The sequence below is a fragment of the uncultured Xanthomonas sp. genome, from assembly GCF_964278005.1.
GTDB classification, from domain to species: domain Bacteria; phylum Pseudomonadota; class Gammaproteobacteria; order Xanthomonadales; family Xanthomonadaceae; genus Xanthomonas_A; species Xanthomonas_A sontii.
This window is the reverse complement of sequence record NZ_CAXYKF010000015.1, coordinates 83,045-98,153: the sequence shown is the minus strand read 5'-3', so window position 1 is coordinate 98,153 and position 15,109 is coordinate 83,045. Positions and strand designations below refer to the sequence as shown.

Annotated in this window: 13 protein-coding genes and 1 tRNA gene; all 14 read right to left on the bottom strand. The window is 67.3% G+C overall.

The window, feature by feature from the left end:
* Positions 1–1,098 carry an acyltransferase family protein gene (locus tag ACHWVH_RS08915; RefSeq protein WP_394687009.1) on the bottom strand — a complete coding sequence of 366 codons (1,098 nt, stop codon included), beginning with the start codon at positions 1,096–1,098 and terminating at the stop codon, positions 1–3.
* Complete coding sequence (locus ACHWVH_RS08910; RefSeq protein WP_394687173.1) at positions 1,095–2,366, bottom strand: polysaccharide biosynthesis protein GumE; 1,272 nt, start codon at positions 2,364–2,366, stop codon at positions 1,095–1,097. The genes ACHWVH_RS08915 and ACHWVH_RS08910 overlap by 4 nt, the downstream gene beginning before the upstream one ends.
* A gap of 178 nt (positions 2,367–2,544) precedes the next feature.
* Positions 2,545–4,005 (bottom strand): undecaprenyl-phosphate glucose phosphotransferase, encoded by a 1,461-nt coding sequence (locus ACHWVH_RS08905; protein WP_267092461.1) that lies wholly within the window; start codon positions 4,003–4,005, stop codon positions 2,545–2,547.
* Positions 4,006–4,314: 309 nt separating this feature from the next.
* Complete coding sequence (locus tag ACHWVH_RS08900) at positions 4,315–5,751, bottom strand: GumC family protein (RefSeq protein ID WP_267084498.1); 1,437 nt, start codon at positions 5,749–5,751, stop codon at positions 4,315–4,317.
* Complete coding sequence (locus tag ACHWVH_RS08895) at positions 5,748–6,440, bottom strand: polysaccharide biosynthesis/export family protein (RefSeq protein ID WP_043092309.1); 693 nt, start codon at positions 6,438–6,440, stop codon at positions 5,748–5,750. Before ACHWVH_RS08895 ends, ACHWVH_RS08900 begins: the two co-directional genes overlap by 4 nt.
* A 570-nt stretch (positions 6,441–7,010) precedes the next feature.
* Positions 7,011–7,087: transfer RNA gene (locus tag ACHWVH_RS08890), tRNA-Pro, on the bottom strand.
* Between the two features lie 103 nt (positions 7,088–7,190).
* Positions 7,191–7,547: a MerR family transcriptional regulator gene (locus ACHWVH_RS08885; RefSeq protein ID WP_009597860.1), complete on the bottom strand. Its 357-nt coding sequence runs from the start codon at positions 7,545–7,547 to the stop codon at positions 7,191–7,193.
* Positions 7,528–7,827: an integration host factor subunit alpha gene (locus ACHWVH_RS08880; RefSeq protein WP_003466661.1), complete on the bottom strand. Its 300-nt coding sequence runs from the start codon at positions 7,825–7,827 to the stop codon at positions 7,528–7,530. The genes ACHWVH_RS08885 and ACHWVH_RS08880 overlap by 20 nt, the downstream gene beginning before the upstream one ends.
* Positions 7,828–7,850: 23 nt before the next feature.
* The gene (gene pheT, locus ACHWVH_RS08875; protein WP_394687008.1) at positions 7,851–10,229 is read right to left on the bottom strand and encodes a phenylalanine--tRNA ligase subunit beta; all 2,379 of its coding nucleotides are present in this window, start codon (positions 10,227–10,229) and stop codon (positions 7,851–7,853) included.
* Positions 10,230–10,360: 131 nt separating this feature from the next.
* Positions 10,361–11,356, bottom strand: a complete 996-nt coding sequence (gene pheS / locus ACHWVH_RS08870; RefSeq protein ID WP_010342858.1) for a phenylalanine--tRNA ligase subunit alpha — start codon at positions 11,354–11,356, stop codon at positions 10,361–10,363.
* 204 nt (positions 11,357–11,560) lie between these two features.
* Positions 11,561–11,920, bottom strand: coding sequence for a 50S ribosomal protein L20 (rplT, locus tag ACHWVH_RS08865; RefSeq protein WP_010342859.1), 360 nt, complete (start codon positions 11,918–11,920; stop codon positions 11,561–11,563).
* Positions 11,921–11,930: 10 nt separating this feature from the next.
* On the bottom strand, positions 11,931–12,128 hold the full coding sequence (rpmI, locus tag ACHWVH_RS08860; RefSeq protein WP_010342861.1) for a 50S ribosomal protein L35: 198 nt from the start codon (positions 12,126–12,128) through the stop codon (positions 11,931–11,933).
* A 371-nt stretch (positions 12,129–12,499) separates the two neighbouring features.
* Positions 12,500–13,039: a translation initiation factor IF-3 gene (infC, locus tag ACHWVH_RS08855; RefSeq protein WP_081613216.1), complete on the bottom strand. Its 540-nt coding sequence runs from the start codon at positions 13,037–13,039 to the stop codon at positions 12,500–12,502.
* 48 nt (positions 13,040–13,087) lie between these two features.
* Positions 13,088–14,992: a threonine--tRNA ligase gene (gene thrS / locus ACHWVH_RS08850; protein ID WP_394687007.1), complete on the bottom strand. Its 1,905-nt coding sequence runs from the start codon at positions 14,990–14,992 to the stop codon at positions 13,088–13,090.
* Between the last annotated feature and the right edge of the window lie 117 nt (positions 14,993–15,109).

Here is a 15,109-nt window from a genome sequence, read left to right as displayed (position 1 = left end):
TCATGCCGTCGCTCCCGCGACCGCGCTGCGACGCACGCCGATCATCCACGGCGCGATCCGCACCAGCACCACGCGGATCGGCACGCTGGCCAGTACCGCCAGCACACTCACCGACACCGCCCAGGCCGGTCCCCAGGCATCGCCGCGGACCAGACCGGTGCGGGCGGCGACGCCGGCCATCACCGAGAACAGCAAGGTGTGCGTGCACAGGATCAGCAAGGTGTTGCGCCCGATCCACTGCAGCCAGCCCCAATGCTGCACCAGCCCAGCAACGCACAGCGCCATGGCGCTGCCGAGCAGGCTGGCGGCAAGGAACTCCAGCGGGGAATCGCCGAACTTGAGCATGTTCACGTCCACGCGGCCGTTGTGCCAGGCGATCGCGAACCAGGCCGCGCCCAGCAGCACCGCCGCCAGCGCATTGCCGGCCGGCCGTGCCGGCCACCACTGCGCCCGCGTGGCCGCGAGCGCACCGATCGCGAAGAAGCACAGCGCCACCGGCAGCACGTCCAGGGAGAACGGCAGGCGCATGTCCTGCCCCGGGAACCAGCACGCCCAGCCCCAGGCCAGCGGCAACGACAGCCCGGCCAGCACAGGCAAGGACAGCGTCCGACGCAGCGCCAGATACGCCAGCGTGGTCACGAACAGCGCCGGCAGGAACCACAGCGCCGGCATCACGTAGAGCTTGGGGCCGATGCCGCTGACCAGGCCCAGCAGCGGCTCCCACCACGGCCGGTCGCCCCACAGCTGCGCCTTGCTGCCGATATGCCGGGTCAGCATCCAGTACGCGTAGGCGACGAAGAAGAACGCCACGTACGGCAGCAGCAGGCTGCGCGCCAGCTTGCCGACCGTGGCCAGGGTCAGCGGGCGGTTGCCGAAGGCCTCGCCGACCCAGCCCGACAGCAGGAAGAACATCGGCACGTGGAAGCTGTAGGCCAGGATCACGTAGGCGTGCGGAATGCCCTTGGCATGCCCGAACACCACCAGCAGGATCGCGATCGCCTTGGCCGCATCGATGCGCATGTCGCGCGGCGCGCTCGCCCGTGCGCTGCGCCCCTGCGCCGGCACGGACGCGGAGACGGCCGTGGCGGGCGCGCTCATGCCGGCACCGCCGGGATGCGGGGAGCCGGCGCCGCAGGCACTGCGGCTGACTCGCGCAGGCGCGGCGCCATCTGCCACAGGCACCCGCAGACGAACCACCACAGCGCCGCAGTCTTGATCGAGAAATAGCCGTTGGAAACCAGCAGACTCAGCGAGAAGGCGAAGATCAGCAGGTTCTTGAACAACTGCCCTTCGATGGTGCGCATCAGCATCGCGAACGAGTACGCCAGCAGAAACGCCAGCACCAAGAGCACCGACTGCGAGGAGATGAAGTAGGCGATGCCGCTGTCGAAGTAGCGGTACGGCTGGTCCACGTCCAGCCCCATCCACGCTTCGGCGCTCATCCTGCGGATCGAATCGACGGTGAAGAACACCCGCCCCAGCGTGGTGTCCTCATAGCTCTGGATGCCGGAGGCCCACACCAGCAGCCACGCCCCGCCCATCACCGCGAAGAAGATCAAGAAGCCCAGGCGCTGGTCCATGCGCAGCAGCAGCGGACTCAGCAGCGCCATCATCACGCAGGTACCGGCGGCCAGGCGCCCGTCCGAGGCCACGATCAGGAAGCCGATCATCGCCACCGAGGCGACGATCGCGAACGGCCGCATCCAGCGCCAGAACGTCAGCAGGATCGCGGTGAAGAAGATGATGAAGTTGCCCATCGTCACCGGCTCGATGAACACCGAGGAGGCGCGCGGCAGGTTCGAGGACGGCAGGAAGTTGCGCGCGCCGGGCCTCGTGGCGCTGACGAACAGGTTGCTGTCCTGGTTCCAGAAGCTCGACGCGCTGGCGCCGCGCGCGTTGACGAAATAGCTCTTGGGGTTGACCACGTCGCCGTAGACCTTGGGCAGCGCCAGTTCGAACACCGCCACCAGCGACACCAGCAGCGCCATGCGCACGAACATGCGCGGCAGCGAGCCGGTATAGGCCGCGCCCAGCATCAGGAAGGCGAACGGGATCAGCGCATCGCGGAAGAACTTCGGATCCAGCGTCCAGGCCATGAACAGGCGCACCAGCATCAGCAGCGCCAGCAGCGCGATGCCGGTGAACACCATCGCCATGCGCTTGCGGTCCAGCGCGCGCAGGCCGAGCAGGAAGCAGGCGGCGTACACCGCCAGTTCCACCGCGTAGGTCATCGCCGGGCTGACCCGGAACACCTTGGCGTTGATCACCGCCAGCACGAAGTTGTAGCCGACCGCGAACAGCAGCACCAGCTCGATCAGCAGGTTGCGGCGCTGCTCGCGCAGCGGCATGTCCGGCGCGCTCAGCATGCGCACCTCGCTGCGGCGACGGCGCATCGCGCGACGACGCCACGCTGGACGCGTGCCAGGCGTGGCGCCGTCGCGCGATGCGCCAGCCCATTCGGTGCAGGCAATGCAGGAACGACGGCGACGCGGAGGCGGCGCCGGCGCTGTACACGGTCGGCGGGAAGAAAACGCATCGGGCGCATCAGTAGGCGGTCTTCTGCCCGAGCACCTTGAACGCGGTCAGCACGATGATCCGCGTGTCCAGCCACAACGACCAGCGGCGGATGTAGTCCAGGTCGTACTGGATGCGCTTCTTCATCGTGCGCAGTTCCGGCGTCTCGCCGCGGAAGCCGTTGACCTGCGCCCAGCCGGTGATGCCCGGCTTGACGTAGTGCCGCTGCATGTAATGGTGGATCAGCTTTTCGTAGTGGGTGTTGTGCTGCGCCGCGTGCGGACGCGGCCCCACCACAGACATGCTGCCGCCGAGCACGTTGAACAGCTGCGGCAGCTCGTCCAGGCTGGTGCGGCGCAGGAACGCACCGAAGCGGGTTACCCGGCTGTCGCCGCGCGTGGCCTGCACCACCACGTCGCTGGGCTCCTGCTGCACACGCATGGAGCGGAACTTGTACATGTAGAACTCGCGCCCGCCCAGGCCGTGGCGGCGCTGGCGAAAGAACACCGGACCCGGCGAGCTCAGCTTCACGCCCACCGCGATCGCCAGCATCAGCGGCCACAGCACGGCCAGTGCGGCCAGGGCCAGCAGCTTGTCCTGCAGCGCCTTGGCAACCACGAAGTAGGTGTTGCGGTCCACGCCGCCCTGGCGCAGGTTGATCACCGGTACGTTGCCGATCTGGTCGCCGGACTGGTTGAGCATGCCGAAGTCGAACAGATCGGGAATCAGCCGGACCTGGATCGGATAGCGGTCCATGCGCTGCAGCAGCTGCTTGATATGGTCGCGTTCGCCCAACGGCAACGAGATCCACACCTGCTCGACCTGGTGGTCGTCGAGGTAGTCGATCAGCGCGTCGGCGGTGCCCTCGCCCAGGCACTGCAGCTTCTGCGGATGGTCGGCCACCGACAGGTCGTAGTCGCTGCTGAAGTAGCCCACCACCTGCATGCCCACCCAGGGATTGCGGCTCAGGTAGTTGTGGATCTTCACCACCGGATGGCGCAGGCCAACCACGACCACGCGCTGCACGTCCACGCCTTCCGAGCGCAGCCGGTTGAGCACGCCGCGCACCAGGGTGCGCGAGAGCAGCAGCGTCGCCAGGCTGGTGACGAACCAGGTGCCGATCCACAGCCGCGAGACCTGCTGGCCGAACTGCACCACGAAGGCATGCATGGCGAACAGGGCGAACACACCGCCACAGGCCAGGCTCAACACCATCATCTCGCGCAACAGGCCGCGCCCGCGCCAGCTGCGGTACAGCGGGAACAGCGCGAAGCAGATCACCGCGTACAGCAGGGTGGTGCCAATCGCCACCCGGTAGGCCGGTTCCGGCATCCAGGTGCCGAACAGCAACCGGTGGGTGAGCAACGCGCCGCCGACCATGACGGTCAGGTCGGACACGCGCAACAGGATGTCTGCCGCGGCCGCGTACTTGGACAACATGCGCGGCGAGGAGGTCGTATAGGTGGCGCTACTCAGGTCTGCCAAAAGCATGATCGGGATTCCTATCCAAACCCGGTCGATCGGCATGCGGGGGAACATGCGACGCCGCCGGGCCTCGATTTCGCCTGCCTGTGGACCGCTGCGGCGCCTCCCTCGCCGACCCCAGGTCCACGGCAGCCCGTGATTACTTCAACAGAACAACGTCTTCGTACAACCGCGCTGGAAAATAATGGAGCACCTCATTGCCTAGCTGAACCACGTATCACCTCACTGAAGACTGTGCGTCGAACCGATGCCGTTGTGTGCGGTGCGGCACGCACCCGCGCCTCGCGCGGTGCGGCGCGCCATGACACCGCGACATCACGCCGAGGCCGCCGCCGCGGCTTCGGCCTCGCGGATGAAGTAGCGCACCAGCGCCACCGCCACCGCCAGGAACAGGCCGAACACGAAGGCCAGCGCCAGGCCGAGCAGCTTCTTCGGCGAACTCGGCTTGCCCGGCACATCGGCGCGGTCGACGATCGAAATGTTGTTGGTGCCCACGTTGCCGACCACGCCGATCTCCTTGTAGCGCTGCAGCAGCGCGTCGTAGAGCTGGCGGTTGGTGTCGGCCTCGCGGCGCAGCATGGTGTAGCGGATGCTGCGGGTCTGCAGGTCCAGTTCGTCGTTCTTCAGCGCGGCGATGCGGTCGGCCAGCAAGGTTTCCTGCTGACGCGCCGACTCGTAGTCGTTCTTCAGCGCGCTGCGGATGTTGGCGACCTCGTCGGCGATCTGCCGCTTGGTCTCGGCGATCTGGTTCTGCAGGCGCTGCATCTCCGGGTAGCCGGGCTGGAACGTCGCCAACTTCTGCTGGTAATCGGCGGTCATCTTGGCCTGCTCGGCGCGCAGATTCTGGATCAACGGGTTGCTGACCACCTGCGGCAGGCCCATGCCGTCGCCGATGCCGGCCTGGCGCCAGGCCGCCTCGGCCTTGATCCGCGCATCCTGCGCCGCGGCCAGGCGCACATTCAGTTCGCTCATGTTCTGCGTCGGCAGCGAGGGCTTGTCCTCGCCCATCGACACGATCTGTTCCTGGCTGGAATAGTCGACCGCGTTCTTCTCCGACTCCTCGACCTTGTCGCGCAGCTGCGCCAGGCGTTCGGACAGGTAGCGCGCGGCGAACGAGGACGCCTGCAGGCGGCGTTCCTGGGTCGAGGCGATGAACATCTTGGCGTAGGTGTTGGCCACGCGCGTGGCCAGCACGCGGTCGGGCGAATCGAAGTTGATCCGCACCAGGCGCGAGTCGCGCACCGGCTCGATGGTCAAGGCGTCCAGCACCGGACCGACCAGCGCGTTCTCCGCCGCGGCGGCACGCGCCTGCGGCGTCGGCGCACGCCCGTCGCCGTTGTCCTGCAGCTTCTCCAGGGCTTCATCGACCAGCGGCTTGAACGCCGGCGCCTCGGTCAGCTTGGCCTCGCGAATCACCTGCCGCGCCAGCGACCGGCTGCCGAGCAGTTCGTACTGCGTCTGGTAGAAGTCGCGATCCTGCGGCGATTCCACCGGCATCAGGTTGGCGACATTGGCGACGTTGAGCGATTCGCGCTCGATCTGCAGCACGCTGGTGGCGCGGTACTTCGGCGTCATGAGCAGGAGGACCAGCAACGCCAGCAGGACGACTGCCCCGGTGATGCCGATGATCAGCCAACGCTGCCGGTACAGCGCATTCCAGTAATCCAGCAGGCCGATGTCGGCCGGGCTCAGCGGGGCACCCACAGGACGCGGGCGCGGCGCGGAAACGGGAGGCAAGGTGGAGGCGCTCATCGGTAGGCCCTCCAGACCATCACGAACGGGGTCAGCTGCACCACGGTGCGCAGCAGTACCAGCGCATCGGAGCGGTACACCACCACGATGTCGCCGCCGTAGATCGCCGGATCCGGCGCGGCGCCCTTCTGGATATCGCGCAGATCGAAACGCGCCAGCATCTTCTGCCCGCCCACCGTGCGGAACACCACCACATTGCCGCGGCTGGCCACGTCGCTGACGCCCTTGCCCAGCGACAGCGCCTGCTGCAGGGTCAAGGCGGAGCCCTGGATGGGATAGATGCCCGGCTCGCTGACCGCACCGGTGACCGTGACCCGGTTGCCGGTGAACTCGTCGACCAGCACCGACACCTGCGGGTTCTGCAGATAGCCGTTGCGGTAGCGGTCGGCGATCTCCTTCTGCAGCGCATTGACGCTGGAGCCGGCGGCCTTCACGTCGCCGATCAGCGGCAACGAGATGCGGCCCTCGTTGTCGACCCGCACCTGCCGTTCCAGATCGTCGACCTGGAACACCTTGACCGTCAGCAGGTCGCCCGGGCCGAGCAGGTATTCCGGCTTGCCCATTGAAGCGGCAAGCGGATCGCCTGCCGGCAGGTCGGTACGCATCGCCGGCCCGCTGCTGCATGCGGACAGCAGCCCCAGGCAGAACAGGGCAAGCGCCCATTGGAAGGTCACGGAAAGTTTACCCATGCGCGATGCTGATGCCCTCTGTCGATTGGTTTTCGAAGCGCCGCACTCCCCCAGCCGGCCAGGGTTCCGTTCCCGGTCGGAGGATGATTACGGTGTCAATTCCTGCCTGGGACGAACGGCCCTGGCCAACAGCGAAGCTTCGTGTTGCAACGCACTATGGCACAGGCATCTGCCGCCACCAAGGCGTTACCCGACATTTTTTTGACGCAGTAACGTGAGGGTTCAACTACATGTCCGGCTATTCAGCGTAGCAAGGACCCGTGAACGTTCCATCGACGCGATGTTAACGTGATCAATGTCAAGGCATTGACGCTGCGCAGCTCCCAGTTCCCATGGGGCTTTCCGCTCTGGTGGGGCGACGACCTCGTCGCGGGACAGCGCAATCCCGCGCATTTTGTCTACGGCGACGCGCCAGCCTCCCTGCGCCGATACAGATCGCCCTATGTCGCGATACCGACACGCGTTGCCATCCCGGCGGGCAGCCCATTGCCGACACCGGCCGCACGCGCGCCGCCGATCCGACGCGCCCAAACAAAAAGGCCCATGTCGCAGACATGGGCCTTCGAAAGATGGTCGGGGTAGCCGGATTCGAACCGACGACCACTAGTCCCCCAGACTAGTGCGCTACCAGGCTGCGCTATACCCCGATGTGTTGCGTCTCCGCCGTCATGGCGGACCCGCCTCGCGGCGAGTTGGCAATTATAGCGGGTTTGCCGCTGGCATTCCTAGCGGCGGTGGCGCCGCCCTGGTTCAACGCCGCAGCAACTGCAGGACTTCTTCCAGTTCCTGCCGCACCTGCTTGATGATCTGGTTGCTCAGCGCCGATTCCTGGCGGGCGCCCTCGCCTTCCAGGCGCAGCCGCGCACCGCCGATGGTGTAGCCCTGTTCGTACAGCAGGCTGCGGATCTGCCGCACCATCAGCACGTCGTGGCGCTGGTAGTAGCGCCGATTGCCGCGCCGCTTGACCGGTTCCAGGCTGGGAAATTCGGTCTCCCAGTAGCGCAGCACGTGCGGCTTGACGTCGCACAGCTCGCTGACCTCACCGATGGTGAAGTAGCGCTTGGCCGGAATCGGCGGAAGTTCGCGGTTACTGCCCGGGTCCAGCATATGCCTCCACTCGCTCCTTGAGCTTCTGTCCGGGGCGGAAGGTCACCACCGTCCGCGCCGAAATCGGGATCTCTTCGCCGGTCTTGGGATTGCGGCCGGGCCGTTGGTTCTTGCGGCGCAGGTCGAAGTTGCCGAAACCGGACAGCTTCACCTGCCGCCCCTGCTCGAGCGCGTCGCGCAGCACGTCGAAGAACGCATCGACGAATTCCTTGGCCTCGCGCTTGTTCAGCCCGACTTCGTCGAACAACCGCTCGGCCATTTCCGCTTTGGTCAACGCCATTGCCCTGCTATCCCCTGTCCTTCTCAACCACGCATCCGCGCGTCGTGTTCCCGCGCCAGCGCGGCCACCGCATCGGCGACCACCGCCTCCACGTCGCGGTCTGTCAGAGTGCGCGTGTTGTCCTGCAAAATCAAGCCCATAGCGAGACTCTTGCAACCAGCCTCGACCCCCGCGCCGACGTAGCGGTCGAACAGCACCACCTCGCGCAGCAAGGGCCCCACCGCCGCGCGCACGCTGCGCGCCAGCGCCGCCCAACTGACCGCGTCCGGCACCACGACCGCCAGGTCGCGGCGCACCGACGGGAACCGCGACAGCTCGGCGGCGCGCGGCAAGGCACGCGCGGCCAGCGGCGCCAGGTCCAGCTCGAACGCCAGCACGTCCACGTCGATCTGCGTCGCCTGCAGCAGCCGCGGATGCAACTGGCCGATCCAGCCGATCCGGGTCTCCTCGCGATACACGTCGGCCGACCGGGTCGGATGCGCGAACGGGTGCGTGGACGCGCGGTAGTCCAGGCGCGCGCCGGATGCCGCAGCCAGGGACTCGAGGTCGCCCTTGAGATCATGGAAATCGACCTTGCGCGCCGGCAGGCCCCACTGCAGGGCGTCGGCATCGCCGCACACCGCCGCCGCCACCCGCTGGGTCTCGGTCGGCGCGGCACCGGCCTCCGCCGCCGCGGCGAACACCTTGCCCAGTTCGAACAGGCGCACGCGCCCGGCCTGGCGCGCGGCATTGCGGCCCAGCGCCGCGACCAGCCCCGGCAACAGCGACGGACGCATCACCGCCAGTTCGGCGCTGAGCGGATTGGCCAGGGCCACGCGCGGCTCGTGCAGCCCCCACTGGTCCAGCAGCGCGGCATCGACGAAGGCGTAGTTGATGGTTTCCAGCAGCTCGCGCGCCAGCAACTGCCGGCGCACGCTGCGCTCGTCCAACTGGGTCTCGCTGTCCATGGCGATGCGCGTGGCGCCGCCGGGCAAGGTGGTCGGCAGGCGGTCGTAGCCGTGGATGCGCGCCAGTTCCTCGATCAGATCCTCTTCGATGGCGATATCGAAGCGGCGACTGGGTGCGGTGACCTGCCAGCCATCGGCCGATGCAGTCACCTCCATGCCCAGCGCGCGCAGGATGCGCTCCACGTCGGCGTCGGCGATCTCGATGCCGAGCACGCGCAGGATGCGCGCGCGGCGCAGCGCGATCGGCGCCGGCGCTGGCAGGAATTCGGGCAAGGCGGCCTCGACCACTGGGCCGGCCCGCCCGCCGGCCAGCTCCAGCACCAGCCGCGTGGCCAGCTCCAGTGCCTGCCGCGGCAGCGCCGGGTCGACGCCACGCTCGAAACGGTGGCCGGCATCGGTGTGCAGGCCGAGCTTGCGGCCGCGGCCCATGATCGCCGCCGGCGCGAAATGCGCCGCCTCCAGGAATACGTGGCGGGTGGCTTCGGTGACGCGGGTGGCGTGGCCGCCCATCAGCCCGGCCAGCGCCACCGGCCGATCGGCGTCGGTGACCAGCAGGAAGGCCGGATCCAGTGCCGCCTCGCGGCCATCGAGCAGGGTCAGGGTCTCGCCGTCGCGCGCATGGCGCACGCCGACCGGGCCCTGCAAGGTGTCCAGGTCGAAGGCATGCATCGGCTGGCCAAGCTCCAGCATCACGTACTGGGTGATGTCCACCAGCAGCGACAGCGGACGCACGCCGCTGCGGCGCAGGCGCTCGGCCATCCACAGCGGCGTCTTCGCCGCCGGATCCAGGTCCTCGACCACGCGGCCGCAGTAACGCGGCGCGTCGGCGCCCGCGTCCAGCGCCACCGCCAGCGTGCGCTCGCTGCTCACCGCCGCCGGCGTCACCGCCAGCGGCAGCACGTAGCTGCCGCAGGCCGCGGCCACGTCGTAGGCGATGCCGCGCACGCCGAAGCAGTCGGCGCGGTTGGGGGTGAGCTTGATCTCGATGCTGGCGTCGGGCAGGCCCAGATACTCGATCAGCGCCTGGCCGATCGGCGCATCGTCGGGCAGTTCGAACAGGCCGGACGCGTCGCTGTCCAGGCCCAGCTCCTTGGCCGAGCACAGCATGCCGTTGGACGCGATGCCGCGCAGCTTGGCCGGCTTGATTGCGATGCCGCCGACCTGCGCACCGACCAGCGCCAGCGGCGCAACCAGGCCCGCGCGCGCATTGGGCGCGCCGCAAACGATCTGCAGCAATTCGCCCTGCCCGGCATCGACCCGGCACACCTGCAGCCGGTCGGCCTCGGGATGCGGCGCAGCCTCGACGATCCGCGCCACCACCACCTGTTGCAGGCCGTCGCCGAGCGGCACGACCTCCTCGACCTCCAGGCCGATGGCGGTCAGGGTCGCGGTGAGCTGCTCACGCGTGGCCTGGGTCGGAACGTGGCTGCGCAGCCAGTTTTCGCTGAATTTCATGGAAGGGCCGGGAATCGGGAGTGGAGAATGGGGAATCGAAGACGCGGTCTACTAGGAACGGAAACGGAGAGGGGAAACGAGCCTTTGCGTTGCTTTGCCCATTCCCGATTCCCGTTTCCCGACTCCCAGCCTCAAGCAAACTGCCGCAGGAACCGCACGTCGTTCTCGAAGAAGGCGCGCAGGTCGTTGACGCCGTAGCGCAGCATCGCGAAGCGCTCCACGCCCATGCCGAAGGCGAAGCCGGTGTAGCGCTCGGGGTCGATGCCGACGTTGCGCAGCACGTTCGGGTGGACCATGCCGCAGCCGAGCACTTCCAGCCAGCGGGTGCTGCCGTCGGGCTGCTGCCAGGCGATGTCGACCTCGGCGCCGGGCTCGACGAAGGGGAAGTAACTGGGACGGAAGCGCATCTGGAAATCGCGCTCGAAGAACGCGCGCACGAATTCGGCCAGGGTGCCCTTGAGGTCGGCGAAGGTCGCGTGCTCGTCGACCAGCAGGCCTTCGACCTGATGGAACATCGGCGAATGGGTCTGGTCGCTGTCGCTGCGGTAGACCTTGCCGGCGGCGATCATGCGCAGCGGCGGCGCATGTTCCCCCATGTAGCGCACCTGCACGCCCGAGGTGTGGGTGCGCAGCAGGCGGCCGTCGCCGAAATAGAAGGTGTCGTGCATCGCCCGCGCCGGGTGGTGCGGCGGGAAATTCAACGCCTCGAAGTTGTGCCAGTCGTCCTCGATCTCGGGGCCGTCGGACAACTCGTAGCCCAGCCGCGCGAAGATCTCGGTGATGCGCTCCAGGGTGCGGGTGACCGGATGCAGCCCGCCGCGTTCGCCGCGCCGCCCCGGCAGGGTCACGTCGATGCGCTCGGCGGCCAGGCGCGCGTCCAGCGCCGCGGTTTCCAGCAGCGTGCGCCGCTCGGCCAGCGCGGCGGACACCGTGTCGCGCGCGCGGTTGATCGCCTCGCCGGCCAGCTTGCGCTGCTCCGGCGCCAGCGCGCCGAGCTGCTTGAGCTGAGCGGTGATGCTGCCGCTCTTGCCGAGCAGCGCGACCCGCAGTTGCTCCAGCGCCTCCGGACTCTGCGCCGCGGCGATGTCCGCCAGCGCCTGCCCGCTCAGGGAATCGATCTCACTCATTGCACTCGCGCCTCACTGCTCCGGCCGAACCCGTGGCCACCGTGTCCCGCCGATGCGGAACCTCCCTACCCGGCAGGCGCCCCGTCGCCGGGGTGCCCAAAAACGCAAAAGGGGAAGGACTTGCGCCCTTCCCCTGCATGCCTGCGATGGCTCCCGCCGAAACCCCGCACGTGGACGCACGGGTTTCTGCAGGGACTCGCAAACTTATGCCGCCAGCGCGCCCTTCGCCTTCTCCGCCAGGGCGGCAAAGCCCTGTGCGTCGTGCACGGCGATGTCCGCCAGCACCTTGCGGTCGAGGGTGATGCCGGCCTTGAGCAGGCCGTTCATGAAACGGCTGTAGCTCATGCCGTTGATGCGGGCCGCCGCATTGATGCGGGTGATCCACAGCGAACGGAAATTGCGCTTCTTCTGCTTGCGGCCGATGTAGGCGTACTGCTGCGCCTTGATCACCGCCTGCTTGGCGACGCGGAAGACCTTGCGACGGGCGTTGTAGTAGCCCTTGGCGAGGTTCAGAACTTTCTTGTGACGACGGCGCGCCTGGACGCCACGCTTGACTCGAGCCATGGTTCAGTCCTCAGAGGTAGGGAAGCATACGGTCCAGACGGCCTGCGTCCTCGGCACGGACGTGGTTCGTCTGCCGCAGGTTGCGCTTCCGCTTGGTCGCTTTCTTGGTGAGGATGTGGCTACGGTTGGCGTGGCCGGCCTTGTACTTGCCGGAGGCGGTCTTGCGGAAACGCTTGGCCGCCGCCCGGTTGGTCTTGATCTTGGGCATTGCAATGTCCTTGATGGTGTTTTGTCACTGGTCAGGGCGGTGGCTGCGCCACACTTTCCGTCCGTGCCCTTACCTGCTTGTAAGCCCTTGATCCACTGAGGATCCGGGCGGGTCCTATTGCCGCGCGAGCGGCAAACCCGATGAACTGGGCCGCGCATTATGCCAGGGCTTGGAATGCCTTGCAAATCATGCGGTTCGGGTGGGCGCGCATTGGCGCGCCGGGAATCGAGAATGGGGAATGGGGAATCGAAAACGGCGCGCACGGGGTCACCACGCAGCCTGCGCCGGGGCAAAAACGCCGGGATGACCATGTCGGTGGGCGCCCAGGCAGCCGCGCGCCCGCACGGGGCGGGGCGCGATCCTGGCCTGGGTCAGCGCTTCTTCGGCGCGATCATCATCACCATCTGCCGGCCTTCCAGGCGCGGACGCGATTCGATGACGATGTCTTCGCCCAGATCGGCCTCGATCCGCGCGGCCATTTCGCGACCGAGCTCCTGATGGCTCATCTCGCGACCGCGGAAACGGATGTTGACCTTGACCTTGTCGCCTTCCTCGATGAAGCGGCGCATGTTGCGCAGCTTGATCTGGTAATCGCCTTCGTCGGTGACCGGACGGAACTTGATTTCCTTGATCTCGACCTGCTTGGTCTTCTTCTTGGCTTCGTTGGCCTTCTTCTGCTGCTCGAACTTGAACTTGCCGAAGTCCATGATCTTGCAGACCGGCGGATCGGCCTGCGGCTGGATCTCGACCAGATCGAGTCCATCCTCTTCGGCCAGCGCCAGCGCTTCGTCGCGGGTCAACACGCCGACCATCTCGCCGTCCGCGCCGATCACGCGCACGCGCGGCACGCGGATCTCTTGGTTCTTGCGGTTCTGTTTGTTGTCAGGGGTACTGATGTTGCAATCTCCCAGGGGAATCGGACTGGCGCGGACGGAGGCTCCGTCCGTGCCAGGGTGGTGTCACGCCAACTGCTCGGCGCGCAGCCGGTCGGCGAAGGCGGCGACCGACATGGTGCCCAGATCCTCCCCCGATCGCGTACGGACCGCAATCGCGCCGTTTTCCGTCTCGCGGTCGCCCGCGACCAACAGGTACGGCACCCGCTGCAGCGTGTGTTCGCGAATCTTATAACCGATTTTTTCGTTCCGCAAATCGGCCTCGATGCGGAAGCCTTGATTTGCAAGGAGTTTCCGCACGTTGTCTACATAGTCTGCCTGCGCGTCCGTGATGTTCATGACCACGGCCTGCACCGGCGCCAGCCAGGCCGGGAACATGCCGGCGTGGTGCTCGATCAGGATGCCGATGAACCGCTCCATCGAGCCGACGATGGCCCGGTGCAGCATGACCGGAGGCTTCTTCTGGCTGTGCTCGTCCACGTACTCGGCGCCGAGGCGGCCGGGCATCATGAAATCCACCTGCATGGTGCCGAGCTGCCAGGTGCGGCCGATCGCGTCCTTGAGGTGGTACTCGATCTTCGGGCCGTAGAAGGCGCCCTCGCCCGGCAGTTCCTGCCACTCCACGCCGCAGGCGCCGAGCGCGGCGCGCAGCGCGGCCTCGGCCTTGTCCCAGGTGGCGTCGTCGCCCAGGCGCTTTTCCGGGCGCAGGGCGATCTTGATCTGGATGTCGTCGAAGCCGAAATCGCCGTACACCTTCAGCGCCTGCAGGTGGAAGGCGGTGACCTCGGCCTCGATCTGCTGCTCGGTGCAGAAGATGTGGCCGTCGTCCTGGGTGAAGCCGCGCACGCGCAGGATGCCGTGCAGCGCGCCGGACGGCTCGTTGCGGTGGCAGGCGCCGAATTCGCCGTAGCGGATCGGCAGGTCGCGGTAGCTGTGCAGGCCCTGGTTGAACACCTGCACGTGGCCGGGGCAGTTCATCGGCTTGACCGCGTAGGTGCGCTTCTCCGACTCGGTGAAGAACATGTTGTCCTGGTAGTTGTCCCAGTGGCCGGACTTCTGCCACAGCGACACGTCCAGGATCTGCGGGCAGCGCACCTCGCCGTAGCCGCTGTCGCGGTAGACCCTGCGCATGTACTGCTCGACCACCTGCCAGATCGACCAGCCCTTGGGGTGCCAGAACACCAGGCCCGGGCCCTCTTCCTGCAGGTGGAACAGGTCCTGCTGCTTGCCGATCTTGCGGTGGTCGCGCTTGTCGGCCTCCTCCATGCGCAGGATGTAGGCCTCGAGCTGCTTCTTGTCGGCCCAGGCGGTGCCGTAGATGCGCTGCAGCTGCTCGTTCTTGGCGTCGCCGCGCCAGTAGGCGCCGGAGATGCGGGTCAGCTTGAAGGCCTTGAGGAAGCGCGTGTTCGGCACGTGCGGACCGCGGCACATGTCCACGTATTCCTGGTGGTAGTACAGGCCCATCGCGGTGACGTCCTCGGGCATGTCCTCGATCAAGCGCAGCTTGTAGTCCTCGCCGCGCTGCTTGAACAGTTCGATCACCTCGGCGCGCGGGGTGACCTTCTTGATCACGTCGTAGTCTTGTGCGATCAGCTCCTGCATGCGCTTCTCGATCGCCGCCAGGTCCTCCGGGGTGAACGGGCGCTCGCTGTAGATGTCGTAGTAGAAGCCCTCGGCGATGACCGGACCGATCACCATCTTGACCTCGGGGTACAGCTGCTTGACCGCGTGGCCGACCAGGTGCGCGCAGGAGTGGCGGATGATCTCCACGCCTTCGGCGTCCTTGGCGGTGATCAGGCGCAGGCTGGCGTCGTGGTCGATGAGGTCACAGGCGTCGACCAGGCGGCCATCGACCTGACCGGCGATGGTCGCCTTGGCCAGGCCGGGGCCGATGGACTGGGCCACGTCCATGGGACTGACGGGATGTTCGAATTCGCGGCGGCTGCCGTCGGGGAGCGTGATCGTGATCATGGGAGTCGGCGGAAAGGGAAACTGGGGGATGACGTCCGCGCCACCTCGGCGGCAGGCCAGCCTGGGCGCGGGACAGAAAGAAGGCGCCACAAGGGCGCCTGCTCGGACAGCCTTGGG

What these genes read in the sequence shown, in the direction of transcription:
- ACHWVH_RS08915 (WP_394687009.1), bottom strand. Translation starts at nt 1,098, where the DNA reads ATGAGCGCGCCCGCCACGGCCGTCTCCGCGTCCGTGCCGGCGCAGGGG.
- ACHWVH_RS08910 (WP_394687173.1), bottom strand. Translation starts at nt 2,366, where the DNA reads ATGCTGAGCGCGCCGGACATGCCGCTGCGCGAGCAGCGCCGCAACCTG.
- ACHWVH_RS08905 (WP_267092461.1), bottom strand. Translation starts at nt 4,005, where the DNA reads ATGCTTTTGGCAGACCTGAGTAGCGCCACCTATACGACCTCCTCGCCG.
- ACHWVH_RS08900 (WP_267084498.1), bottom strand. Translation starts at nt 5,751, where the DNA reads ATGAGCGCCTCCACCTTGCCTCCCGTTTCCGCGCCGCGCCCGCGTCCT.
- ACHWVH_RS08895 (WP_043092309.1), bottom strand. Translation starts at nt 6,440, where the DNA reads ATGGGTAAACTTTCCGTGACCTTCCAATGGGCGCTTGCCCTGTTCTGC.
- ACHWVH_RS08885 (WP_009597860.1), bottom strand. Translation starts at nt 7,547, where the DNA reads ATGCTGGACCCGGGCAGTAACCGCGAACTTCCGCCGATTCCGGCCAAG.
- ACHWVH_RS08880 (WP_003466661.1), bottom strand. Translation starts at nt 7,827, where the DNA reads ATGGCGTTGACCAAAGCGGAAATGGCCGAGCGGTTGTTCGACGAAGTC.
- pheT (WP_394687008.1), bottom strand. Translation starts at nt 10,229, where the DNA reads ATGAAATTCAGCGAAAACTGGCTGCGCAGCCACGTTCCGACCCAGGCC.
- pheS (WP_010342858.1), bottom strand. Translation starts at nt 11,356, where the DNA reads ATGAGTGAGATCGATTCCCTGAGCGGGCAGGCGCTGGCGGACATCGCC.
- rplT (WP_010342859.1), bottom strand. Translation starts at nt 11,920, where the DNA reads ATGGCTCGAGTCAAGCGTGGCGTCCAGGCGCGCCGTCGTCACAAGAAA.
- rpmI (WP_010342861.1), bottom strand. Translation starts at nt 12,128, where the DNA reads ATGCCCAAGATCAAGACCAACCGGGCGGCGGCCAAGCGTTTCCGCAAG.
- thrS (WP_394687007.1), bottom strand. Translation starts at nt 14,992, where the DNA reads ATGATCACGATCACGCTCCCCGACGGCAGCCGCCGCGAATTCGAACAT.